The 22,741-nt window shown below is 72.9% G+C and carries 21 protein-coding genes and 1 riboswitch; of the genes, 12 read left to right on the top strand and 9 right to left on the bottom strand.

All coding sequences use genetic code 11. The annotated features are described in order from the left end of the window. Positions 1-111: 111 nt before the first annotated feature. The 4 genes from dxs (at position 112) to B082_RS39480 (ending at position 4,323) form a co-directional block, all read left to right on the top strand. Positions 112-2,040: a 1-deoxy-D-xylulose-5-phosphate synthase gene (gene dxs, locus B082_RS0114010; RefSeq protein ID WP_018552431.1), complete on the top strand. Its 1,929-nt coding sequence runs from the start codon at positions 112-114 to the stop codon at positions 2,038-2,040. Next, positions 2,037-3,434: an aspartate aminotransferase family protein gene (locus B082_RS0114005; RefSeq protein WP_018552430.1), complete on the top strand. Its 1,398-nt coding sequence runs from the start codon at positions 2,037-2,039 to the stop codon at positions 3,432-3,434. The genes dxs and B082_RS0114005 overlap by 4 nt, the downstream gene beginning before the upstream one ends. A 61-nt stretch (positions 3,435-3,495) precedes the next feature. Beyond that, positions 3,496-4,104: a helix-turn-helix domain-containing protein gene (locus B082_RS0114000; RefSeq protein ID WP_018552429.1), complete on the top strand. Its 609-nt coding sequence runs from the start codon at positions 3,496-3,498 to the stop codon at positions 4,102-4,104. A gap of 42 nt (positions 4,105-4,146) precedes the next feature. Beyond that, a complete protein-coding gene (locus B082_RS39480) occupies positions 4,147-4,323 on the top strand; it encodes a DUF6126 family protein (protein ID WP_018552428.1) in 177 nt (58 codons plus the stop codon). A 15-nt stretch (positions 4,324-4,338) separates the two neighbouring features. On the opposite strand, the gene B082_RS0113990 is transcribed toward B082_RS39480, so the two are convergent. Beyond that, the gene (locus B082_RS0113990; protein ID WP_018552427.1) at positions 4,339-5,151 is read right to left on the bottom strand and encodes a tyrosine-protein phosphatase; all 813 of its coding nucleotides are present in this window, start codon (positions 5,149-5,151) and stop codon (positions 4,339-4,341) included. A 214-nt stretch (positions 5,152-5,365) separates the two neighbouring features. On the opposite strand from B082_RS0113990, the gene B082_RS0113985 reads away from it, so the two are divergent. The 3 genes from B082_RS0113985 (at position 5,366) to B082_RS0113975 (ending at position 9,878) form a co-directional block, all read left to right on the top strand. Beyond that, entirely contained in the window at positions 5,366-7,462 is a 2,097-nt protein-coding gene (locus B082_RS0113985) for an alpha-galactosidase (protein WP_026249776.1), read from the top strand. Between the two features lie 291 nt (positions 7,463-7,753). Then, a riboswitch (cyclic di-AMP (ydaO/yuaA leader) is annotated at positions 7,754-7,911 on the top strand. Positions 7,912-7,916: 5 nt separating this feature from the next. Further along, positions 7,917-8,840, top strand: a complete 924-nt coding sequence (locus tag B082_RS0113980) for a M23 family metallopeptidase (RefSeq protein ID WP_018552425.1) — start codon at positions 7,917-7,919, stop codon at positions 8,838-8,840. Between the two features lie 183 nt (positions 8,841-9,023). Next, the gene (locus tag B082_RS0113975) at positions 9,024-9,878 is read left to right on the top strand and encodes an SGNH/GDSL hydrolase family protein (protein WP_018552424.1); all 855 of its coding nucleotides are present in this window, start codon (positions 9,024-9,026) and stop codon (positions 9,876-9,878) included. Between the two features lie 18 nt (positions 9,879-9,896). Here B082_RS0113975 and B082_RS0113970 read toward each other — a convergent pair whose 3' ends face one another. Genes B082_RS0113970 through B082_RS0113945 form a run of 6 tightly spaced genes read right to left on the bottom strand, consistent with a single transcriptional unit; the run spans position 9,897 to position 16,043 of the window. Continuing rightward, on the bottom strand, positions 9,897-10,781 hold the full coding sequence (locus B082_RS0113970; protein ID WP_018552423.1) for an STM4011 family radical SAM protein: 885 nt from the start codon (positions 10,779-10,781) through the stop codon (positions 9,897-9,899). Between the two features lie 7 nt (positions 10,782-10,788). Then, entirely contained in the window at positions 10,789-12,144 is a 1,356-nt protein-coding gene (locus B082_RS0113965; protein ID WP_018552422.1) for an STM4012 family radical SAM protein, read from the bottom strand. Continuing rightward, positions 12,141-12,953, bottom strand: coding sequence for an STM4013/SEN3800 family hydrolase (locus tag B082_RS0113960; RefSeq protein ID WP_026249775.1), 813 nt, complete (start codon positions 12,951-12,953; stop codon positions 12,141-12,143). Before B082_RS0113960 ends, B082_RS0113965 begins: the two co-directional genes overlap by 4 nt. Positions 12,954-12,990: 37 nt before the next feature. After that, the gene (locus B082_RS0113955) at positions 12,991-14,136 is read right to left on the bottom strand and encodes an STM4014 family protein (protein ID WP_026249774.1); all 1,146 of its coding nucleotides are present in this window, start codon (positions 14,134-14,136) and stop codon (positions 12,991-12,993) included. Beyond that, positions 14,117-15,088, bottom strand: a complete 972-nt coding sequence (locus B082_RS0113950) for an STM4015 family protein (protein ID WP_018552419.1) — start codon at positions 15,086-15,088, stop codon at positions 14,117-14,119. Before B082_RS0113950 ends, B082_RS0113955 begins: the two co-directional genes overlap by 20 nt. A 7-nt stretch (positions 15,089-15,095) precedes the next feature. Further along, positions 15,096-16,043, bottom strand: coding sequence for an STM4015 family protein (locus B082_RS0113945; RefSeq protein ID WP_018552418.1), 948 nt, complete (start codon positions 16,041-16,043; stop codon positions 15,096-15,098). A gap of 176 nt (positions 16,044-16,219) precedes the next feature. On the opposite strand from B082_RS0113945, the gene B082_RS0113940 reads away from it, so the two are divergent. Next, positions 16,220-16,546, top strand: coding sequence for a hypothetical protein (locus B082_RS0113940; protein ID WP_018552417.1), 327 nt, complete (start codon positions 16,220-16,222; stop codon positions 16,544-16,546). A 92-nt stretch (positions 16,547-16,638) separates the two neighbouring features. Next, positions 16,639-17,640: a DUF6745 domain-containing protein gene (locus B082_RS0113935; RefSeq protein WP_018552416.1), complete on the top strand. Its 1,002-nt coding sequence runs from the start codon at positions 16,639-16,641 to the stop codon at positions 17,638-17,640. Positions 17,641-17,692: 52 nt separating this feature from the next. On the opposite strand, the gene B082_RS0113930 is transcribed toward B082_RS0113935, so the two are convergent. Together B082_RS0113930 and B082_RS0113925 are read right to left on the bottom strand one after the other, a co-directional pair. Further along, positions 17,693-18,283, bottom strand: a complete 591-nt coding sequence (locus B082_RS0113930; protein WP_018552415.1) for a TetR/AcrR family transcriptional regulator — start codon at positions 18,281-18,283, stop codon at positions 17,693-17,695. Positions 18,284-18,373: 90 nt separating this feature from the next. Then, complete coding sequence (locus tag B082_RS0113925) at positions 18,374-19,582, bottom strand: Glu/Leu/Phe/Val dehydrogenase dimerization domain-containing protein (RefSeq protein WP_018552414.1); 1,209 nt, start codon at positions 19,580-19,582, stop codon at positions 18,374-18,376. A gap of 236 nt (positions 19,583-19,818) precedes the next feature. Between B082_RS0113925 and B082_RS0113920 the strand changes: the two genes are divergently transcribed. The 3 genes from B082_RS0113920 to B082_RS0113910 all read left to right on the top strand — a co-directional run bounded on the left by B082_RS0113920 (position 19,819) and on the right by B082_RS0113910 (position 22,726). Then, positions 19,819-20,259, top strand: coding sequence for a PPOX class F420-dependent oxidoreductase (locus tag B082_RS0113920; RefSeq protein ID WP_018552413.1), 441 nt, complete (start codon positions 19,819-19,821; stop codon positions 20,257-20,259). 99 nt (positions 20,260-20,358) lie between these two features. Next, entirely contained in the window at positions 20,359-21,627 is a 1,269-nt protein-coding gene (locus tag B082_RS0113915; protein ID WP_018552412.1) for an MBL fold metallo-hydrolase, read from the top strand. 103 nt (positions 21,628-21,730) lie between these two features. Next, a complete protein-coding gene (locus B082_RS0113910) occupies positions 21,731-22,726 on the top strand; it encodes an ArsR/SmtB family transcription factor (protein WP_018552411.1) in 996 nt (331 codons plus the stop codon). Positions 22,727-22,741: the final 15 nt, after the last annotated feature.

The following is a 22,741-nucleotide window of genomic DNA, read 5'->3' as shown; positions in this document are numbered from 1 at the left end:
GGCCGGCGGGCGCGGCCGGTGCCGCGCCCGCCGGCATGGACGGCGCCGGGGCCCCCTCCAGGGGGTCCCGGCCGTCATCTGAGCTGGAACAGGACCAGAGAGGGGGCCCGCATGACGCTGCTGCAGAGCATCCGGGGGCCGCAGGATCTCAAGGCACTGAACGCGTCACAACTCGGCGAACTCGCCGACGACATCCGTACGTTCCTGGTGCAGGCCGTCGCCAGGACCGGGGGCCATCTGGGCCCCAACCTCGGGGTGGTGGAGCTGACCATCGCCCTGCACCGGGTCTTCGACTCGCCCGTGGACCGCATCCTGTGGGACACCGGCCACCAGAGCTACGTGCACAAACTCCTCACCGGGCGCCAGGACTTCTCCAAGCTGCGCCGCAAGGGCGGCCTGTCCGGCTACCCGTCCCGCGAGGAGTCCGAGCACGACGTCATCGAGAACTCGCACGCCTCCACCGTCCTCGGCTGGGCCGACGGCCTCGCCAAGGCCAACGAGGTACGCGGCAAGGACGACCACGTCGTCGCGGTCATCGGTGACGGAGCCCTCACCGGAGGCATGGCCTGGGAGGCGCTGAACAACATCGCCGCCGCCAAGGACCGCCCGCTGATCGTCGTCGTCAACGACAACGAGCGCTCCTACGCGCCCACCATCGGCGGCCTCGCCCGCCACCTGGCGACCCTGCGCACCACCGACGGCTACGAGCGCTTCCTCGCCTGGAGCAAGGACCTGCTGGAACGCACCCCCGTCATCGGACAGCCGCTGTACGGGTCGCTGCACGGGGCGAAGAAGGGGTTCAAGGACTTCATCGCGCCGCAGGGCATGTTCGAGGACCTGGGGCTGAAGTACATCGGCCCGGTCGACGGGCACGACACCGCGGCCGTCGAGGCGGCACTGCGGCACGCAAGGCGCTTTCGCGGCCCGGTGCTCGTGCACTGCATCACCGAGAAGGGCCGCGGCTACGCCCCCGCGCTGAGCGACGAGGCCGACCGCTTCCACACCGTCGGCGCCATGGACCCGCTGACCTGCGTTCCGCTGGCCCCCGCCGCCGGTCCGTCCTGGACCTCCGTGTTCGGTGACGAGATCGCGGCGATCGGGGCGGAGCGGCCGGACGTCGTGGCGCTCACCGCCGCGATGCTGGACCCCGTCGGCCTGACGAAGTTCGCCGAGGCGTTCCCCGACCGGGTCTGGGACGTGGGTATCGCTGAGCAGCACGCCGCGGTCAGCGCCGCCGGGCTCGCCACCGGCGGGCTCCACCCGGTCGTCGCCGTCTACGCCACCTTCCTCAACCGGGCGTTCGACCAGCTGCTGATGGACGTCGCCCTGCACAGGTGCGGCGTGACCTTCGTCCTGGACCGGGCCGGGGTCACCGGACCCGACGGGGCCTCGCACAACGGCATGTGGGACCTGTCCGTGCTCCAGGTCGTGCCCGGGTTGCGCATCGCGGCCCCGCGCGACGCGGAGCGGCTGCGGGAGGAGCTGCGCGAGGCGGTCGCGGTGGACGACGCGCCGACCCTGGTCCGCTTCCCGAAGGAGTCGGTGGGCGAGCCGGTCCCGGCGATCGGGCGGATCGGCGGCATGGATGTGCTGCGGCGCGCCGAGGACGCCGATGTGCTGCTCGTCGCCGTCGGCGTGATGGCGCCCGTCTGCCTGCGTACCGCCGAACTGCTCGAAGGCGCCGGCATCCGCTGCACCGTGGTGGACCCCCGCTGGGTCAAACCGGTCGACGAGCGGCTGGCGCCGCTCGCCTCCGAGCACCGGCTCGTCGCCGTCGTCGAGGACAACAGCCGGGCCGGGGGCGTTGGCTGGGCGGTCGGCCAGGCGCTGCGGGACGCCGGCGTCGACGTACCGCTGCGGACCTTCGGCATTCCCGAGCAGTTCCTCGCGCACGGCAAACGGGCCGAGGTACTGGCCGACATCGGACTCACACCGGTCGAGATTGCGGGCCGGATCAGCGCCGCGACGGCCGCCCGCAAGGCGGCCGACGGCACGGGGCACGGAGCCCCGGCCAACGGGCACAAGGAGAGCGGGGCATGAAGGACGACGAGCCCAAGGGCTTCGATCTGGCGCGGCTCCTCGCCGAGCGCGGCGCCGAACGCTACGAGCTGCACACCAAGCACCTCAACCACCAGCTCCCGCGCATGCTGCACACCATCGGCTTCGACAAGGTCTACGAACGGGCCGAGGGCGCGCACTTCTGGGACGCGGACGGCAACGACTACCTGGACATGCTCGCCGGTTTCGGGGTGATGGGCCTCGGCCGGCACCACCCCGTCGTGCGCAAGGCGGTGCACGACGTCCTGGACGCCTCGCTCGCCGACCTCACCCGCTTCGACTGCCAGCCGCTGCCGGGGCTGCTGGCCGAGAAGCTGCTGAGCCACAGCCCGCACCTGGACCGGGTGTTCTTCGGTAACAGCGGTACGGAGGCCGTCGAGACGGCGCTCAAGTTCGCCCGGTACGCCACCGGCAGGCCGAGGATCCTCTACTGCGACCACGCCTTCCACGGGCTGACGACCGGCTCCCTCTCGGTCAACGGCGAGGGCGGCTTCCGCGACGGCTTCGCCCCGCTGCTGCCCGACACCGCCATCGGGCTCGGTGACCTCGACGCGCTGCGGCGCGAGCTCAAACGGGGTGACGTGGCCGCGCTCGTGGTCGAGCCGATCCAGGGCAAGGGCGTGCACGCGGCGCCGCCCGGGTTCCTGCGCGAGGCGCAGGAGCTGCTGCACAAGCACAAGGCCCTCCTCATCGCCGACGAGGTGCAGACGGGTCTGGGCAGGACCGGCGACTTCTACGCGTACCAGCACGAGGAAGGCGTCGAACCCGATCTGGTCTGCGTCGCCAAGGCGCTCTCGGGCGGCTACGTCCCGGTCGGGGCGACGGTCGGCAAGGACTGGATCTTCAAGCGGGTCTACTCCTCCATGGACCGGGTCCTCGTCCACTCGGCGAGCTTCGGCTCCAACGCCCAGGCCATGGCGGCGGGACTCGCCGTGCTCTCGGTGATGGAGGACGAGGAGACCGTGGCGCACGCGCGCCGCACCGGGGACCTGCTGCGCGAGCGGCTGTCCGCCCTCGTCGGCCGCTACGAGCTGCTGCACGAGGTGCGGGGGCGTGGGCTGATGATCGGCATCGAGTTCGGCCGACCCACCTCGCTGAAGCTGCGCAGCCGCTGGACCATGCTCCAGGCAGCCCGCAAGGGCCTCTTCGCGCAGATGGTGGTCGTGCCGCTGCTCCAGAAGCACCGCATCCTCACCCAGGTGTCCGGCGACCACCTCGAAGTGATCAAGCTGATCCCGCCGCTGGTGATCGACGACGCCGACGTGGACCGGTTCGTGAGCGCCTTCACAGCCGTCATGGACGACGCGCACAGCGGGGGCGGGCTGATGTGGGACTTCGGGCGGACCCTGGTCAAGCAGGCCGTCGCCAACCGCTGAGAGTTCTTGCCTCGGAGGCAAGAAATTTGCCTCCGAGGAAAGACTTTGGCCCAATGGAGGCATGAACCCTCCGGACGACCAGGTGGCCGAGGAGCTCCCCGGCGTCGCCCCACGCCTGCGCGACCTGCGCCGCGGCCGTGGCCTCACCCTGGAGACCGCGGCCCAGCGCGCGGGGCTCTCGCCCGCGCACCTGTCCCGGCTCGAAACGGGCCGGCGCCAGCCCTCGCTGCCGATGCTGCTGCAACTGGCCAGGATCTACGGTACGACGGTCTCCGAGCTGCTCGGCGAGATGCCCCCGGAACGTGACGCGATCGTCCGCGGCCGCCCCTTCGAAGGCGCTGCGGCCGACGGCTGGATGTACCAGCAGGCCGGCGGCTCCGGCCGGGCCATGCAGGCGCTCCGCGTCCGCGTCCCGTACGGCGCCCAGGGCGACCTGGTCCGCGTCCACCCCGGCGAGGAATGGCTGTACGTCCTGGCGGGCCGTCTGCGGGTGACCCTCGGTGACACGGTGCACGACCTGGCCCCCGGGGACGGCGCGCACTTCGACTCGCTCACCCCGCACCGGATCGTGGCCCCGGAGCCGGACGGCTCGGAGCTGCTCTTCGTCCACACCCTGCTCCAGAGCTCCGCCGCCGAGCTGTGTCTCGGCAGTGCGGTCCACCGTCGCTAGACGTCCCGCGGCCGGCACCCCCGGCCGCCAGAGAGGCCGGCCATGTCCGATTCCGAGAACTACGACCCGCTCACCCCGGCCAAACGCGCGGGTGCCGACACGCACGAGAGGAAGATGCCCCGCGGGCTCGTCATCCGGCTGTTCGCCTACCTGGTGGCAGGGCACGTCATCGCCGGGTTCCTCTACCTGCTGTTCGCGGTCGGGATGCACAACCAGTAGGCCCGCCCGGCGCGCTCAGCCCTCGTCGAGGAGCCGTTCGCGCAGCCGCTCAAGGGTGGCGGGCGCGAGCCCCAGCCCGTCGGAGAGGTAGCGGTCGGTGCCGCCCCACGTCTCGTCGATGGTCGCGAACGCCGAGGCGAGGTAGTCGGGGTGCGCGCCGAACAGCGGGTTCAGCAGCTCCATCACCTCCGGCGACATCCCGGCGGGCGAGGTGTCGCTGCGCCGGACCCGGTAGCGGCGGTGCGCGTCGTTCGACTTCAGGTAGTCGGCCTCGATGGCCTCGCGTCCGACACCCACCGCCAGCAGCGTCACCGCGATGGAGAGCCCGGCCCGGTCCTTGCCGGCCGCGCAGTGCATCAGCGCCGGCACGCTGTCCTCGGCCAGCGCGTGCAGGACCCGGCTGTGCTCGGCCGTGCGGTCCAGGATGATCGCGCGGTAGGAGGCGACCATGCGGCCGGTCCCCTTCCCGTCGGCCAGGATCGAGCGCAGCTCGTCCATGTCGCCGTCGCGCACCATCCGCCAGAACTCGGCCCCGTCCGCCGGGTCGCTGAGCGGGATGCTCACATTGCGCACGCCCGGCAGCTCCACGTCGAGACCGTCCAGCTTGTGGTCCGCCGCGTTGCGGAAGTCGAAGACGGTGTGCAGGCCGAGTCCGGTGAGGAAGGCCGTGTCCTCGGCCGTGGCGTGGGCCAGGTGGCCGCTGCGGTAGAGGCTTCCGTACCGCACCCGGCGGCCGTCACAGGCGGGCAGCCCGCCCACGTCCCGGAAGTTGCGGACACCGGCCAGCACGGGCTCCGTCGGCGGGGTCTGCGGCAGCTGCTGCGTCACGGTCACTCCTGGAGGCTCTGCCCCGGCGCCTGTCGCCGACGGGCCCACGCCCGTGACGATACGACATCGGTTCCGGGGGCAATCATCTCGGTCGGTGTCTCCCTCAGGTGGTGGACGGGGCGCGATTTTCCGTGTGCGGGGCGTTGCCCTCCCTCGTCGCACGGTCGATGATGTGCGGAACTGTGTGAATCTGTGGCACGTGGACGGGGGCGCGATGATCGAGACGGGCGACCGGGGCCGGACCTGGCTGCTGACCGGGGCGAGCGGCAGCTACGCCCTGCATCTCACCGGCCGGCACGAGCTGCTGCACCTGCACTGGGGCCCGCGGATCTCCCTGGCCGCCGCCGAAGCCCTGGCCGCCGCACCCGCACCGCCCGGCCGGGGCTTCGAGTCCCCGCTGGACGGCCGCGAGGAGTACCCGGTGGAGGGCGGCCCGCGGTTCGTGCGCCCCGCACTCTCGGTGCGCACCGACGAGGTGCGCGGGACCGCGTGGGCGTTCACGGGCGACACCGTGGACGGCGACGAGCTGCGGATCTCCTTCGACGACCCGGTGCACCGCCTCGCGATCACCCTGCACTACCGGATGCGCGACGACTCCGACGTCATCGAGCGCTGGACCACGCTCACCCACACCGGACCGGACGGCCCGCCCGTCGAACTGCTCCGCGCCGACGCGGCGGCCTGGTCCCCACCCGCCCGCGACGGCTGGCGGCTCAGCCGGCTGCACGGCCGCTGGGCGGCGGAGACCCAGCTGGAGCGCACGGAGCTGGCGTACGGGGAACACCTCCTGTCCAGCCGGCGCGGCCACACCGGCCACCAGGGCCTGCCCTGGCTCGCCCTGGACGCGGACGGCGCGGCCACCGAGGAGGACGGCGAGGTCTACGGCTGCGCCCTCGGCTGGTCCGGGTCCTGGCGCATCGCCGTACAGCGGCTGCCCGACGGGCTCGTACAGATCACCGGCGGCGCCGGCTACGACGACTCCGGGCTGTTGCGCCTCGCGCCGGGTCAGTCGTACACCAGCCCCGTCTTCGCCGGGCTGTGGAGCGCGGCGGGCTTCGGCGGGGCCAGCCGCGCCTGGCACGCCTGGCAGCTCGCCCATGTGATCCCCGACGCGGCCGAGCCGCGCCCGGTCCTCTACAACTCCTGGGAGGCCACCCGGTTCGACATCGCGGAGGACCAGCAGCGGGCCCTCGCCGAGCGCGCCGCGGCGATGGGCGTCGAGCTGTTCGTCGTGGACGACGCCTGGTTCGGGCAGCGGGTGAGCGACCGGGCCGGGCTCGGCGACTGGACGCCGAACCCGGAGCGCTTCCCGGACGGGCTCGGCCCGCTCGCCGGGTATGTGCACGGGCTCGGCATGCGGTTCGGGATCTGGGTCGAGCCCGAGATGGTCAATCCCGACAGCGACCTCTACCGTGCCCACCCCGACTGGGTGCAGCACTTCCCCGGGCGGGAGCGGACGGAGTTCCGCAATCAGCTGGTCCTGAACCTGGCCCGCCCGGATGTGCGGGCGTATCTGTGGGAGCGGCTGGACGCGCTGCTGTCCACGACGCCGGTCGACTACGTGAAGTGGGACTTCAACCGCTGCTTCTCGGACGCGGGCTGGCCGGGCGCGGACTACCCGCAGCGGCTCTGGACCGAGCACGTGGACGGCCTGTACGCGCTGATCGACCGGCTGCGCGCCGCCCACCCCACAGTCGCCTTCGAGTCCTGCTCGGGCGGGGGCGGCCGCGTCGACCTGGGCATCCTCTCCCGTACGGACCAGGTCTGGACATCGGACAACACCGACCCGCTGGACCGCCTCGCCATCCAGGAGGGCTTCGGGCAGATCCATCCCGCCCGGGTGATGGCGGCCTGGGTCACGGACAGCCCGAACCTCCAGCTGAACGGCCGCTTCTCCTCGCTGCGCTTCCGGTTCGTGAGCGCCATGGCAGGGGTGCTGGGGATCGGCGGCGACCTCACCGAGTGGAGCGGGGCCGAACTGGACGAGGCGCGCGGGTGGGTGGAGCTGTACAAGGAGATCCGCCCGGTCGTGCAGCTGGGGGAGCTGTACCGGCTGCGCGCGCCGGGCAGCGGACTCGGCGCCGTGCAGTACGTGCGGGGCGCGGACACCGTCGTACTGATGTGGCTCCATGCCCAGCGGTACGGGGAGGAGCCGCCGGCCCTGCGGCTGCGCGGTCTCGATCCGGAGGCCACGTACACCTGCCTGGACACGGGGGCCGCGCACCACGGTTCGGTGCTGCTGCACCACGGCTTGCGCACCGGGCTGAGCGGGGACCTGGACGCGCGGGTGCTGCGACTGAGGCGTGGGTGACGGCCGCGACATGTCCGTAATGCGGCATTTTGCCGAACATGCCCTGGTTGCACGGGAGATGATCACCCGCTCGTGAGCGGGATCATATCCGTGACGGTGTGTGGTGGCGGTGCGGTGGGGTAGTCCGTATCCCGCGCGGAAAGCCAAGATCCGTAATCCACGGAGTGTGACCGGAATTCCGCGCCGAATTTCCGGTGCCGAATCCCGGGCGGAACCCGTGGCTTGTTTCCGCCGTCCCGGCTCGCTTACGTTCCATGTCAATCCGGATGGAACGCCCAATCCTGCCGCCGTCCGGAATTCGCACCCACTCACCGTGTGGCAGGAGCGGGGGAACCAGGTAAGCCGCCGACCGGGAGAACCGGCCGGCTAGGGGTGAAGCCGCGCCAGCCGCGGCCGGGCATCTCCAGCCCGAACCCGACAGCTCACCTCGCAGGCGCCGGAGAGGAAACCCTTCATGCCCATTTCGGGTAAGCACCGTCGTCCCAAGTCCAGCACCATCGCCCGTGGCGTCGTCGCCGCGAGCGCCGGCGGAGCCGTCATCGCTCTTCCGCTGCTCGGCGCCACCGGTGCCAACGCCGCGGAGCAGGCCGCCCCGGCCACCTCGAAGTCGGCCGCCGCGCACACCACCCCGGCCAAGTCCGCGAAGAGCGCCGGCACCACCACCTACTCCGTCGTCTCCGGCGACTACCTGTCGAAGATCGCGGCCGAGCACAAGCTCAAGGGCGGCTGGCACAAGCTGTACCAGGACAACCGCGAGGTCGTCGGCGAGAACCCGAGCCTGATCTTCCCGGGCATGAAGCTGACGCTCGGCGCCAAGTCGGCCGCGACCGCCACCCCGTCGAAGGCCACCGCCAAGACGGAGACGAAGACCGCCCCGAAGGCCGAGGCCAAGACGACCGGGACGAAGGCCGCCACGACCTCCGACTCCTCCGCGTCCCAGGAGACCCAGGCCCCGGCCACCCAGGACAACGCCTCCGGCTACGTCCACCCGGTCCCCGGCAACCACACCACCGCCTACCGCGCCTCCGGCGCCAGCTGGTCCAGCGGCAGCCACACCGGCATCGACTTCCCCGTCGCCACCGGCACCAGTGTGAAGGCCATCACCTCCGGCACCGTCGTCACCGCCGGCTGGGGCGGCGCCTACGGCAACGAGGTCGTCATCAAGCACGCCGACGGCCACTACTCGCAGTACGGCCACATGTCCTCGCTCTCCGTCTCGGCGGGCCAGACCGTGACCGCGGGCCAGCAGATCGGCCTCTCCGGCTCCACCGGCAACGCCACCGGCCCGCACCTCCACTTCGAGGTCCGCACCGGCCCGGCGTACGGCTCGGACATCGACCCGATCGCCTACCTGGCGTCGCACGGGATCAACGTCTGATCCAGCCGGTACCGGCCCGCTGAACCGGGCCGCGGCAAGGCAGAGAGGGGCGGTGCGCGGCGGCGCACCGCCCCTCTGCTTATTCCCCCTTTACCGAAACCTGACCGGGTGGTTTATCTCACCACCCGTCAACCCCTTATTACGGTCGCGTAGGTCACATTAAGGGGTGCAAAATATGCGCTTGTGGCAGACGATTCGAGAAACATCCAACAGGGCGTCATCAACCGACAGGGCGCCATCGGGTCGTACGCGGCGATTGGCGACAGTTTCACCGAGGGAGTCGGCGACCCCGGCCCGGACGGAACGTTCGTCGGCTGGGCCGACCGGCTCGCGGTCCTTCTCGCGGACCGGCTCCCGGAACCCGGCACGACGGCGGACGCCGAGGTCTCACCCGTTCCCGCGCACGGGGACTTCCGGTACGCCAATCTCGCCGTACGAGGACGCCTCCTCGACCAGATAGTCGAGGAGCAGGTGCCCCGCGCCAAGGAACTCGCCCCCGATCTGGTGAGCTTCTGCGCCGGCGGCAACGACATCATCCGGCCCGGCACCGACCCCGACGACGTGGCCGAACGCTTCGAGCGCGCGGTCGCCGACCTGACCGGCTCGGTCGGCACCGTCATGATCACCACCGGCTTCGACACCCGTGGCGTGCCCGTGCTGCGCCATCTGCGCGGCAAGATCGCCACCTACACCGCCCATGTACGGGCCATCGCCGACCGCTACGACTGCCCGGTGCTCGACCTGTGGTCGCTGCGCTCCGTGCAGGACCGGCGGGCCTGGGACGGCGACCGGCTGCATCTGTCGCCCGAGGGACACACCCGGGTCGCGCTGCGCGCCGCCCAGGTCCTCGGACTCGACGTGCCGGCCGACCCGGACCAGGAATGGCCGCCGCAGGCCCCGCGCGGCACCCTGGAGGTCCGGCGCGACGACATCCACTGGGCGCGCGAATACCTCGTCCCGTGGATAGGACGACGGCTGCGCGGCGAGTCCTCCGGGGACCACGTCGAGCCGAAGCGGCCGGACCTGCTGCCGCTCTGACCGCACCGTCCGCTGTCCTCAGCCGCCCGCCGCGGCGGCCGGGGACAGCGGCAGCGCGGCCGGCACGCGCTCCAGCACCCCGCCCGCGAAGACGTCGTACAGCGGCAGCGTCTCCAGATGCACATAGCCGATGTGGCAGTCGCAGACGGCGAGCGGGCAGGCCCTCGGCCCCAGCGCCCGGCGGTAGCTGCCGTCGTACAGATTGCCCAGCTCGGCCCGGACGAAGTGGCAGCGGCGCACCGTCCCGTCCCCGTCCACCGAGATCACCGACTCACCGGTCCGGCAGGGCAGCCCCGCCGAGCGGTGCGGATGACGGCTGTACGGGAACAGCGGGTCGATCGCCGTCCACCGGCCGGCCTCCTCATCCGTGTACGTGTGTCCCTCGGCGGCGTTCACCCAGAGATAGACCTCGTCCGCCAGGGCCGCGCGCAGCCGCCGCGCCTCACCGAGATGGGCCTCCAGCCCCACGACCCCGACGCTGTGACGCACCCCGAGGACCCGCAGCTCCGCGCACCGCGCGAGGAAACGCTCGTACGGTGTCTGCCCCGGGTGGTACGTGCACCACAGCGCGATCCGCTCGCGGGCCGCCGCCGGCGCCTCGGCCAGCCACCGCGTCCGCCCGCCGAGGTTCGTCTGGATCGCGACCCGGCGCACCTGCGGCAGTCCGGCCAGCTCCACGATCGCCCGGCGGTACCAGGAGCGCACCAGCCCCTCGCCCCACGGCGTGAACAGCACCGAGATCCGGTCACCGGTCTGCTCCGCCACCCACGCCGTGAACCGTTCCAGCGCCGCCCGGTCGGCCCGCAGCTGCTCCCGGCTGTCGCGCCGCTTGGCGAACGGGCAGTACGGGCAGTCGTAGTCGCACGAGGCGAGCGGGCCCCGGTAGAGAATCGTCAGGTCCACGGATGACTCACTTCAGCTCGTACGCGGCCATCGCGGCCCGCACGGCGGGGGAGAAGAGCTCGGGGCCCAGCGCATCGGAGTACGCGAGCCCCTCGGACGACAACCGCAGCAGCCCCTCGGCCGGCGCCGCCGCGTCCAGCCAGCCCCGGGCCTCGAACCGGGCCAGCTCCGCGGGGAAGTCCTCGTACGGGGAGGTGCCGAACCGCTCGCGGTAACCGGACAGGGGCATGCCATCGGCCTGGAGCACCGACTGGAGGAGATGGCGGCGGCGCGCCTCGTCCCCGTCGGTGTACCGCCCGACCTCGGCGCGCGAGAAGTCTGCGGTGGCCGTGTAGGCGTCGATGATCCCGCGCACCTCGCCCATTCGCACCGCGTAGTCGAAGGAGTAGTGCAGCCGCGAGGTGTACGAGCGGGCGCCGCAGCCCAGGCCGATCATGCCGTCGGTCTGGCAGGCGTGGTCGGCGGGGCCGTCCGTGCGCGGGGCGTCGGCGCGACGGAACATCCGCATCGACACCTGCTCGTAGCCCCGGGCGAGAAGATGGTCCCGGCCGGCCCGGTAGAGGCGCAGGCGCTGCTCGTCCCAGGCAGGGTCGGCCGCACCGGCGGAGAGCCGGTCCAGTGGGGTCAGCGGACGCACGTACAGCGGGTAGAGATACAGCTCCTCGGGCCGCCAGCGCAGCGCCGCGTCCAGGGAGGTGCGCCAGCTCCGCTCGGTCTGGCCGTCGATGCCGTAGATCAGGTCGATGTTGAGGAGGGGTATGGAGGTGTCCCGGATCAGGCCGAGGGCGCGCTCGACATCGGCGGCGCGCTGCGGGCGCACCGCCGCACGGGCCTCGGCCTCCACGAAGCTCTGCACGCCGATGCTGATCCTGGTCGTGCCCCGCTCGGCGAGGACGGCCAGCCGGTCGGCGGTGGCGGTCGACGGGGACGTCTCCACGGACAGCGGCACGGACCGCAGATCGGCGCCCATGCGCTTCTCGGCGATGTCGCACAGCCGCTCCAGCTCGCCGGCCTCCAGGAAGGTGGGCGTGCCGCCGCCGAACGCCGCCGCGGCGAACCGGACCGGCTCCCCGCCGCCCAGCGCGTCCCGCACCGCGCCCGCCTGCCGGTCCAGCGCGTCGAGATACCGCGAGGCCAGCTCGCCGGGCGCGCCGATCCGGGTGAAGAGGTTGCAGAACCCGCAGCGGACCTCGCAGAACGGGATGTGCAGATAGAGGGAGAGCGCGTCCTTGCGTTCCCCCGCCCACAGCTCGCTCAGCGCCGGCCGGCCGCCGGGCAGCGGGGCGAGTGGGCGGTACGCCGTCTTGTGCGGATAGGCGTACACATAGCTCTGGTACGGGCGGACGGTCTGTGGCGTGGTCATCGTGCGGTCCCCGGTTCCAGGAAGAAATGGGCGTACGGAACGGTCCAGACGGACTCGTGGCCGAGCCGGTGACCCGTGTAGCCGTCGTCGCCGTACGCCGTGCCGTGGTCGGAGCAGACGATGGCGAAGGCGCGGCGGCGGCTGCTCGCGGCGGCGAAGAGCCGGCCGATGTGCGCGTCGACGTACTCCAGGGCCGCGGCGTGCGTGGCACGGCTGTCCCCGGCATCAGGGGTCGCCCCGGCGCGGTGGAACCAGTTCGGCTGGTGCAGCGCGGAGACGTTGACGAACAGGAAGAGCCGCTGACCGGGCGGCAGCGCGGCGACCACCTGCTCGGCCCTGCGCACCTGCGCCTCGAACGAGGTGGGCGAGGCGACGCCGAACTCCGGCTCCCAGTGCGCCTCCTGGAACATCCCCGGCAGCACCGAGCCGAGCGGCCCCCGCTGGTTGAAGAATCCGACACCGCCGACGCACACCGTGCGGTACCCCTCCTTCGCCAGCCCCGAGACCAGGTCCGGGGTGTCGAACACGAAGGTGCGCTCCGCCGTCGTCTCGCTGCCGGCGAACCGGGCGGCGAACAGCCTGGGATGCGGCCCCGGCGCGGCGGGGGTGGGCAGGAACCCGGCGAAGATCGCCTGATGGGAGGCGTAGGTGAAGCTGCCCGGGGCGTGCCGCTCCTCCCAGGCACCACCCGGCAGGTGGCGGGCCAGATGCGGGATGCGCCCGGCGGCGGCGAGCTCCGCCGCCACGTCGTACCGCAGGGTGTCCAGGGTGACGAGCAGCAGATCGTGGCTGCCCACGACCTCGCTCATGTCGGGGTCCGGGGCGTCCGCGACGCCGGGGGAGGGCTCAGGGGGCAGGGGTGGCACGGGTGTTCCTTGCTCGGTTCAGTACGGCGGCGACCTGCGCCGCGTAGGTGTCCAGGCCCTCGGCTCCGCTGCCGGGCAGGCCGGTCAGCCGCGGCAGCAGGTCGCCGAAGGCGTTGACCTCGCCGACGGCGAAGCGCCGCCAGCCGGTCAGGGGCAGCAGGTCGACGCCGACGCACAGCGTGTCCGGGAAGAGCCCGGCCGCCTGTTCGCAGACGGCCAGGGCCCTGCCCCAGTCGGCCCCCGCCGCCCCGACGGCCGCGCGCACCTGGTCCAGGTCGCCGCGCGCGCCGCCGAGATGCAGATTGGTCATGGGGGAGTGGCTGGTGCGCACCACGGCGTGGGTGGCCCGGCCGTCGACCACGACGACCCGCAGATCCGCGACCCGGCCGCCCTGCGCGGCCTTGGGCAGCCAGCGCTCGATGTGCAGCCCGTCCGGGGCCAGCGCGTCGACGATCGCCGCCACCTCGCGCTCCGTCGTGCACCGGCGCACCCGCAGCGAGTTGTAGAGGCGGCCGGCGGGGTCCCGCTCGACGGAGGTGGCCGCCCGGACCCGGCCGCCGCCAGCCGTCTCCACCGCGAGCACGCCGGACGCGGACGACCCGTGCGCCGGCTTCACGAACACCCGCGGCATGCGGTGCCCGGCCATCAGCGCACGCACGTCGTCCCAGTCCCGCACCGGGGGCGCGGCCCGGCCGGACGTCGGCGACGCGGGGACGGGCACCCCCGCCGAGTCCAGCACGCCGTGGCACAGCCGCTTGTCGAACAGCACCGCGATGTCGGCCGGGCCGTCCAGCAGCCCGGCCCCGGCCTCGGCAGCGGCCCGCGCCACCTCACGTACCGCGGCGGTGAACCTGGCGTACCAGAGCGCCGAACCCTCCACCCTCGTCGGGTCGTCGGCGTCCCGCAGCAGCCGGTCCACCTCCGCGTCCTCGCCGGGCGACTCGATCCGCACGGTCTCCCCGGGCAGGAAGCGCGCACCGCCGTCCAGCACGTCGAGCCAGGAGACCGTGCGCGCCGCGGGCAGGCCGGCGGCCGCCACCGCGTCCTGGAAGAGGGACACCCGACGGCTGCCCGGATTGCCGACGACCGCGAGACGCGGCGGCCCGCTACTCGCTGACCGCGACATAGCGGGGCTCGTCGTCATCGGGGTCCCAGTAGTCCGCCTCCGCGAGGTCGACGTGGACGCCCTCGCGGTCGCACAGCTCCTGGAAGCGCGCCCTCACCGGGTCGGTGAGGTAGTGGTGGTGCAGGTCGAGGCCGGACAGATGGGTGAGCGGCTGGCCGTCGAGCAGGGCCAGGGCGCCCGTGTCGCTGAGGGTGCCCATCGAGAGCGCCAGGAACTCCAGTTGCGCGACGACCGGAGCGGAGGCGACCGCCGCGGCGATCTCGTCCTGGATCTCGCTGTTCTGCAACCCGAGATGGCGAAGCCGCGGAAAGGCACCGCCGGTAAGCAGCGGGGCCAGATCCGCCACCGTGGCGTCCCCCGCGTACCACTGGGAGCCGAACCACAGCTCCAGCCGTTCCAGCGCGGGCAGTTCGCAGGAGCCGACCGCGCGCACGACCTGGCCGGGCAGGCCGCCGGACTCGAAGCGCAGGGACCGCAGCGCCTCGTGCCGCACCGGCTGAAGCTCCAGGGTCTCTTCGTTCAGCCCACTGCCACCGCCGCGCACCACCAGCTCCTCCAGGCGGGGGAACGCCTCGATCACCGGGGTGATGTCACACATCTGGAGCCAGGACACCTCGCACTCCTCGCCCACGACATCGGCGAGGAACAGGCCGCGCAGCGCCGGGAAACGGCCGGCGTCCGCGGCGATCAGCTCCACCACGGGACTCAGGGGGCTGTATTCCTCCGACCACCAGGGCCCGATGAGCAGGGCCCGGACCGCCGCCGGGTCGACCGTGTCCAGGAAGTGCTGCCAGAGCACGGGGAACTCCGGCCCGTCCCAGGCACAGTCCAGCCGCCAGGCCATGGAGTCCGCCCCGGGCAGCGTGTCCGGCAGCCCGCCGTCGTCACCCGGTACCGGAAGGGTGAACACGGGCAGGCCGTGGAAGGAGCAGGGGTGATCGATCCCGGTCATCGCGTCATCACTCCGCGACCGTGACGTAGCGGCCCGCGGCGCCCCGGCCGTCCCACGGCTCGCAGCGCTCCGAGAGGTCCACCCGCACCCCGTGCGGCTCCAGCGCCTGGGCGACCCGCCGCTCCATCGGCTCGGTGAGGAAGTGGTGGTGCAGATCGAGGACGTCGAGGTGGGTCAGCGGCTGCCCCTCCAGAAGGGCGGCCGCGCCCTCGTCGCCGAGCGTGCCGCAGGACAGGTCCAGGGTGCGCAGCCGGGCGACGAGCGGGGCCGGGGCGAGGGCCGCGGCGATCTCGTTCTGGATCTCGCTGTTGCGCAGGCCGAGGTGGTGCAGGGCGGGGAAACGCGTACCGGACAGCAGCGGCGCCAGGTCCGCCACATGGGCGTCGCCGCCGTAGGCCGAGACACCGAGCCACAGGTCCAGCCGCTCCAGCGACGGCAGTTCGCTGTCCACGACACCGCGCACCACCTCGCGCGGCAGTCCGCCCGTCTCGATGGTGAGCGCCTTCAGACGCTCGTGCCGCGTGGCCGGGAAGACCAGCTCGGACCCGCCGCGCACGCCCAGCTCCACCAGCGCGGGGAAGGCGCCGAGCAGCTCCGTGACGTCGCTCTGCTCGATCCAGGAGATCTCGGCCTCCTCCATCGTCAGATCCCCGACGAACACCGCCTCCAGAGAGGTCAGCCGGTCGGCCGCGGCGATGACGAGACCGATGGGGTACGACGACGTCTCCTCGTACGACTCGCCCCACTGCCCGATGATCAGGGCGCGGACGCCGGCCGGATCGACCTCCGCCAGGAAGGCGTCGAACTCCTCCTCCCACGTCCCCTCGTCCTCGTACGCGTCGATCGAGACCCGCCAGGCGGCGGCGTCGGCCGCGGGCCGGGGGCCGCCGTCCGAGCCGGACTGGAAATCGACGGCCGGAAGGCCCAGCAACGCGTGCAGGTGGTCCACGGACATGGCCCTGAGCTCCTGATGACGGCGACGGATGTGATGTCCGCAAGGTCTATCAAGCCCCACTGACAGCAGGGCGACCGGCCCCGCCCGTGACGGCTCGGCGGCCGATTGTCAGACCCCCGCCGTAGCGTTTTCGATGTGGCCGGCACAGCGGGTGCCGCCGCGGAGGGGAGAGGTCTGTGTACCGGCAGGGCGACGTACTGATCATGGCTCTGGAGGAGTCGGCGGTGCCCGCGCACCTCCTGGAGGCGCCGGGCGAACTGCGCGACGCGTGGGGCCGTCTGGTGCTCGCGCTCGGCGAGGTGACCGGACACGCGCACGCCGTGCCCGGCCCCGGACGGCTGATCCGGGAGGGCGGGGTCTTCGGCCCGATGCTGCTCCACCTCCCCGAAGGCGGACGCGTGGTGCACGAGGAGCACGCCACGATCCCGTTGCCCCAGGGCTGGTTCCGCGTGGTGCGCCAGCGGGAGTACGCGCCGGGGGCGGTCCGCATCGTCGCGGACTGAGCGACGGCGGGACGGGCACGGCAGCAGGACCCGAAGGCCGGCCCCGGGAGGACCGGGCCGGGAACAGAGCGGAACAGGGGACGGGGAAACCGATGCAGTACGTGGACTCTTGGCGGGCCGTGGCGGCGGCGACCGGTGCGGCGGACCGGGCGGCGGCCGAGGACGGGGTGCGGCTCGCCTACCGGGCGGCGGGCCTCGCCGGGCCGGAGGAAATCGTCTGGGCCGATTCGCCCAGGGCGGCCGTCGAGGCCGTGGCGGGGCTGGCGGACGCGGGCCGCTCCGTCCGCGACGAGGTAAGGACCCGTCCCTGGGCGGAGGAGCGGCGCCGGGTGTACGACGCGCTGGGCCCGGCCGGCTGGTCCGCCCTCTGGTCCGCCACCGGCGCCCAGCTCTGGGAGACCACGGCCGGGCTCGCCGAGCGGATACGGGCGGGGGTGGTGGCCGACCTCGGCGGGGACCCGGACGCGGAGTCCCGGGTGCGGCTCCTCCTGCTCGACGCGGTGCTCGGGCAGCATGACGCGGCCTGGCTCGCCGCGTTCGACGGCCGGGGGGACCGGCTCGACGGGCTGGCGGCGGTGGCCCGCAACGCCGGCTGGTGGTGGCCCTACGAGCGTGTCGCCGTGATCAGCGAGCGCCCCCAGGTGCTGCGACGCGACGAGGCGGGCCGGCTGGACCGGGGCGACGGACCGGCGCTCTCCTACCCCGACGGCTTCGCCCTGTACGCCTGGCGCGGCATGCCGGTCCCGCCGGCCTTCCTCGACGAACTGGCCGCGCTGACGCCCCGGCGCATCCGCACCGAGGAGAACGCGGAGCTGCGCCGCGTGATGCTGGAGTACTACGGCTACGACCGCTACCTCACCGAGTCGGGCGCCGAACCGGTCCACCGGGACGAGACGGGCATCCTCTGGCGGATCGCGCTCGCCGGTGACGAGGACGTCGTCATGGTGGAGGTGGTCAACTCGACACCCGAACCGGACGGCACCCACCGCACGTACTGGCTGCGGGTGCCGCCCACGACCAGGACCGCCAGGGCGGGCGTCGCCTGGACCTTCGGACTGAGCGGTGAGACCTACGCTCCGCTGCGGCAGACCTGACCGCGCCGGAAAGGGGAGAGCCCGGCCGTGCCCCACCGAGGGGCGTGGGCCGTCAGGCGGTCAGGGCATCGTGATCGATGCCCAGTTCACGGGCGAGCGCCTGCTCGGTCCACTCCAGCATCGTGGCCCGGGACAGCGGACCCGCGTACGACGCCATCTGCACCGCGAGCCCGTCCAGCAGGGCGGTGAGCCGCCAGGCCACGGACATCGGGTCGTCGCAGAGGAACTCGCCCGCCGCCGCGCCCTCCTCGATGACCTCGGCCAGCTCCGCCTTCCACTGCTGGTCGAGATCGCCGGCCACATTGCGCAGCGCCGGATCGCGGAGGGAGGCCGCCCAGCCCTCGATCCACAGCCGCCAGCCCTTGGCCTGGCCCGTCGGCGCGTACCAGCGGACGGCGGCGCGCAGCCTGCGTACGGCGGTCGTGCGGCGGCTCAACAGCTTGCGCAGATGGGCGAGGTCGATCTCGGCGGCATGCGCGAAGGCGGCCGCGACCAGCTTCTCCTTGGTGGAGAAGTGATAGAGCACAAGCGCGTTGCTCACGCCGAGCACGGACGCCACATCGGCGATGCGCACGGCGGCGACGCCCCGCACCTCGATCTGCTCGACGGCAGCGCGCAGCAGTTCCTCGCGCCGCTCCGCCACACCCAACCGCACTCTTGCCACGGCGTCACCCTAACCAATGCCCGTCCGGGCGCCGGATACACGGGGCGGGTCGTGGGCCTGCCCGAGCGGTCAGCGGTACCAGCCGAAGCGCTCGGCCATCACCGGCAGCCGGTCGGCGGCCACCGCGTGCGCCGCCGCCCTGGGCGTGCAGCCGTCCGCCTCCGCACGGGCCAGGACCAGGCCGACCAGGGCCCGCATCGAGCGCCGGATGTGGGCGAACGCCTCGTCCGCGTCGGCGCCGATGTCGCCGAACAGGGTCCACCACCACCAGGCGTTGGTACCGGAGTTGGCGACCACGTCGGGCAGCACGGTGATCCCGCGCCGGGTGAGCAGCGCCTCGGCCTCGGGCAGCACCGGCATATTGGCGGCCTCGACCACCCAGCGGGCCGTGATCCCGGCCTGGTTCGCGGCGTCCACGGCGTAGGAGACGGCGGCGGGCACCAGCACCTCCGCGTCCTGGACGAGCCAGGCATCGGCGGGCAGCTCGCGGTCGCCGGGGCGCAGTACCCCCCGGTCCACCGTGCCGTGCGCGTCCCGGGCGGCGAGCAGCGCCTCGACGTCGAGCCCGGCCGGGTTCGCGATCGTGCCCTTGATGTCGGCGACCGCGACCACCCTGAGCCCGGCCCGGGACAGGAACCGGGCGCTCGCCCCGCCCATCGTCCCCAGGCCCTGGAGCGCCACCCTGGCGTCGCCGTGCGCGACACCGTCGCGGTCCAGCGCGGCGAGCGCCGCCTCGGCGACCCCGCAGCCGCCGGCCAGTTCGTCCAGTCCGATGCCGTCCACCTCGACGGCGAAGGCGTCGGCCAGGCGGCGGCGGGCCCCGGCCTCGTCCTCCAGCAGCGGATAGACGGCCTGGACGGTGGAGACGAGGCCCGCCTCCGCCGCCGCGCGGTCCACCAGGTCCTGGCTGAGGCCCAGGTCCTCGCCGGTGGTCCAGATGCTCTCGATGTACGGGCGCATCGCCCGCAGATAGCGGACCAGGACGCCGTAGGCGGCCGGGTCCCTGGGGTCGCAGTCGATGCCGCCCTTGGCACCGCCCAGCGGGATGTAGCGGGCCCCGGTTTGGTCCGCGTCGAAGTGCAGGGCTTCCTTCATCGTCATGCCCCGGGCCAGCCCCGCCACCTCTTCCAGCGTGCAGCCCGGCCGCATCCGCAGCCCGCCGCTGGAGACCCCGCGCACCAGCCGGTCGACGACGAGGTGCCCCTGATGGCCGGTGGCGTGGTCGGTCCAGGTCAGCGAGATGAGCGGGGCGGGTGGGGACACCGTGGGCGTGATCATCGGGAGTGCTCCTCGGTCACTGTCGGCGGGCACTGTCGGCGGGCCGACCCTATTACTGAACAGTCGGTCAGTATCAGGATGCCGGGTCACCCCTGTCAACGCGGCGTCCGCCGCCGCACCGCCCGCCGCACCGCCCGCCGGCCGGAACGCGCCGGTGTCCGCGACGGGGGAGGGGAAGGGGCGGGACGGCGTGCCGGATGCGGAATCCTGCGGGAGGCCCGCTCGTTGGATCCGGCATGACTGGATTCGACGCACGACAGGAGGCGCTGCTCCGGCTCTTCGGCGAGAGCGACAGCGGCGTCCTGGTCACACTCAAGAAGGACGGCAGGCCCCAGCTGTCCAATGTCAACCACTTCTACTACCCCGACGAGCACATCGTCCGGGTCTCGGTCACCGAGGGCCGCGCGAAGACCCGGAACCTGCGCCGGGACCCCCGGGCGAGCTACCACGTCACGACGGAGGACCGCTGGGCTTGGACCGTCGCGGACGGCACCGCCGAGCTGTCCGGGCCGGCCGCCGAGCCCGGGGACGCCGTCGTGGAGGAGCTGATCCGGCTCTACCGGGACGTACGGGGCGAGCACCCCGACTGGGACGACTACCGCGCGGCCATGGTCCGGGACCGGCGCGTCGTCCTGCGACTGCGTGTCGAGCACGTGTACGGACAGCAACGTGGGTAAGGCGGCAAGCGCGGAACACCATCCCCTTGGGTGTTCTGCTCTCGCACTGTCGTGCCCCCTGTCCATAATGAGACGACACCGACTCCCTCAGGAGATCTTGTGACCGGCGCTGACAACAGGCTTCCGCTCCGCACCCGGCTGCGTGCGATGCGCCCCGCTGCCTTCGGGGCAGACCCGGACGGCGCACGCATGGAGCGCATCCGCCGTTCCCCCAACTTCGCCGACGGCGTCTTCAAGAACCCGGTCGGGGCGAGTATCAGACCCTCCGGCTCGGCGCTGGATTTCGCCAGGGTCTACTTCCGCAAGGAGGAGCGGGTGCTCAGGTCGCCCGCCGGGACCGTGCCCGTCCATGCCACGACCCTGGCCGACCTGGCCGAGCCCCCCGTCTCAGGCCTCCGGATCACCTGGATGGGGCATTCCAGTGTGCTCGCCGAGATCGACGGGCGGCGCGTCCTGTTCGACCCGGTCTGGGGGGAGCGTTGTTCCCCCTTCGCGTTCGCCGGGCCCAAGCGCCTGCACCCGGCGCCGCTGCCGCTCGCGGCCCTCGGCCCGGTCGACGTGGTGGTGATCTCGCACGACCACTACGACCACCTCGACCTCCCGACGATCCGCGCCCTGGCCCGCACGGACACGGTCTTCGCGGTCCCGCTCGGGGTCGGCGCCCACCTGGAGAGCTGGGGCGTCGCGCCCGACCGGCTCCGTGAGCTCGACTGGAACGAGACCGCGACAGTCGCCGGGATCAACCTCACCGCCACCCCCGCCCGCCACTTCTGCGGGCGCGGACTGCGCAACCAGCAGCACACCCTCTGGGCGTCCTGGGTGGTCGCGGGACCCGAGCACCGGATCTACCACAGCGGTGACACCGGATACTTCCCCGGCTTCAGGACCATCGGGGCCGAGCACGGGCCGTTCGACGCCACCATGATCCAGATCGGCGCGTACAGCCAGTTCTGGTCCAAGGACCGCACGGACGGCATTCCGGAGCCCGGCGCGTGGCCGGACATCCACATGAGCCCCGACGAGGGCGTCCGCGCCCACCTCGACCTCCAGGGCGACGATCCCGCGGCGGGGGTCATGCTGCCGATCCACTGGGGCACGTTCAACCTCGCGCTGCACCCCTGGGCCGAGCCCGCCGAATGGTCCATGCGCGCCACCCGGTCCGTCGGCGTGACGATGGCGTCCCCGCGGCCCGGCCAGCCGTTCGAGCCCGCCGATCCGCCGCCCGTCGAGCCGTGGTGGCGTGCGGTGGCCGCCGAGCCCGCGCCCGGCTGGGGCAACTGGCCCCCGGTCCACGTACAGGGCACCGGCGCACCGGACACCACCGCCCTCGGTTTCGACCGGGACCGCGACCGGGCACCCCAGACCTGAGGGCCGGGCGTACGCCCCGGACGGGCGGGCGGGGCGTACGCCGGGCACGGAAGAGAGAGCACGGGCTCCGCCGACGAGACGGTCACGTCCTCAGGGAGCGGCGATGCTGCGGGTGCACTTCACATCCGACGACCTCGCGCGGGTCCGTGTGGCTCCCGGGCCGGACTTCCTCTGGGAGATAAGCAACAGCGTCCAGACCCTCCAACGGCGCGACGGGGAAAGGGAGTTCGGCGACTGGCGGCGCTGGGTGCGGCCCCGGCTCTCCGGCAGCCCGCGCCTTCTCTCGCGGCTGCTGCCCCCGCGCGGCTACTCACCGGACTTCCTCACGCCCACCTCCGGTGACCGGGGCACCCTCCAGGCGTCCGTCGACGTCCTGCTGAGCACCCCGCGCGGGCGGCTCAGGGCCGAACTGGCACGCCTCGCCACCCCCGTACAACTGCCCGGGTGGCTCGGCGCGCTGGCCGGGGGCGACGCGGAGGCCCTGCGCCAGCTGGGCGTCGCCCTGCGCACGTACCAGCGGGAGGCGCTGGCCCCCTACTGGCGGCGCGTGCACGCGGACATCGACGCCGACCGTGCCCTGCGGCTGCGCGGTCTCCTCGACGGCGGCACGGAAGGGCTGCTGGCCGGGCTCGGCCCGCAGTTCCGCTGGCGCGCGCCGGTGCTCGAAGCGGCGTATCCCGTTGAGCAGGATCTGTGGCTGCGCGGGCGGGGCCTCGTGCTCCAGCCGTCGTTCTTCTGCTGGCCCACGCCCATCACGCTGGCCGACGGGGACCTGCCGCCCGTGCTGGTCTACCCCATCCACCACAGCGCCGACTGGGCCGGGCCCGCCCCCGGTGCCCGCCCGGCGGCCGGCTCCGGGCCGCTGGGACCGCTCCTCGGGCACACCCGCGCGGGCATCCTGCGCGCCACCCGCGCCGGCTGTTCGACCGTGGAGGCGGCCCGGCTCCTCGATGTGACCCACCCCGCCGTCAGCCAGCACATCAACGTGCTGCGGGCGGCGGGCCTGGTCACCACCGTGCGCCGCGCCGGACGGTCCTTCCACGTCGCCACCGCCGAAGGACGCGCCCTGCTGGCCGCCGAGGAGTACGGCCCAGAGTGACGGCGCGTCAGCCGC

The sequence above is a fragment of the Streptomyces sp. ATexAB-D23 genome, from assembly GCF_000373645.1.
GTDB lineage: Bacteria > Actinomycetota > Actinomycetes > Streptomycetales > Streptomycetaceae > Streptomyces > Streptomyces castrisilvae.
Note: the sequence above shows the minus strand (reverse complement) of the source record. Positions and strands in the feature narration are given on the sequence as shown.

What these genes read in the sequence shown, in the direction of transcription:
- dxs (WP_018552431.1), top strand. Translation starts at nt 112, where the DNA reads ATGACGCTGCTGCAGAGCATCCGGGGGCCGCAGGATCTCAAGGCACTG.
- B082_RS0114005 (WP_018552430.1), top strand. Translation starts at nt 2,037, where the DNA reads ATGAAGGACGACGAGCCCAAGGGCTTCGATCTGGCGCGGCTCCTCGCC.
- B082_RS0114000 (WP_018552429.1), top strand. Translation starts at nt 3,496, where the DNA reads ATGAACCCTCCGGACGACCAGGTGGCCGAGGAGCTCCCCGGCGTCGCC.
- B082_RS39480 (WP_018552428.1), top strand. Translation starts at nt 4,147, where the DNA reads ATGTCCGATTCCGAGAACTACGACCCGCTCACCCCGGCCAAACGCGCG.
- B082_RS0113985 (WP_026249776.1), top strand. Translation starts at nt 5,366, where the DNA reads ATGATCGAGACGGGCGACCGGGGCCGGACCTGGCTGCTGACCGGGGCG.
- B082_RS0113980 (WP_018552425.1), top strand. Translation starts at nt 7,917, where the DNA reads ATGCCCATTTCGGGTAAGCACCGTCGTCCCAAGTCCAGCACCATCGCC.
- B082_RS0113965 (WP_018552422.1), bottom strand. Translation starts at nt 12,144, where the DNA reads ATGACCACGCCACAGACCGTCCGCCCGTACCAGAGCTATGTGTACGCC.
- B082_RS0113960 (WP_026249775.1), bottom strand. Translation starts at nt 12,953, where the DNA reads ATGAGCGAGGTCGTGGGCAGCCACGATCTGCTGCTCGTCACCCTGGAC.
- B082_RS0113955 (WP_026249774.1), bottom strand. Translation starts at nt 14,136, where the DNA reads ATGTCGCGGTCAGCGAGTAGCGGGCCGCCGCGTCTCGCGGTCGTCGGC.
- B082_RS0113950 (WP_018552419.1), bottom strand. Translation starts at nt 15,088, where the DNA reads ATGACCGGGATCGATCACCCCTGCTCCTTCCACGGCCTGCCCGTGTTC.
- B082_RS0113945 (WP_018552418.1), bottom strand. Translation starts at nt 16,043, where the DNA reads ATGTCCGTGGACCACCTGCACGCGTTGCTGGGCCTTCCGGCCGTCGAT.
- B082_RS0113935 (WP_018552416.1), top strand. Translation starts at nt 16,639, where the DNA reads ATGCAGTACGTGGACTCTTGGCGGGCCGTGGCGGCGGCGACCGGTGCG.
- B082_RS0113925 (WP_018552414.1), bottom strand. Translation starts at nt 19,582, where the DNA reads ATGATCACGCCCACGGTGTCCCCACCCGCCCCGCTCATCTCGCTGACC.
- B082_RS0113920 (WP_018552413.1), top strand. Translation starts at nt 19,819, where the DNA reads ATGACTGGATTCGACGCACGACAGGAGGCGCTGCTCCGGCTCTTCGGC.
- B082_RS0113910 (WP_018552411.1), top strand. Translation starts at nt 21,731, where the DNA reads ATGCTGCGGGTGCACTTCACATCCGACGACCTCGCGCGGGTCCGTGTG.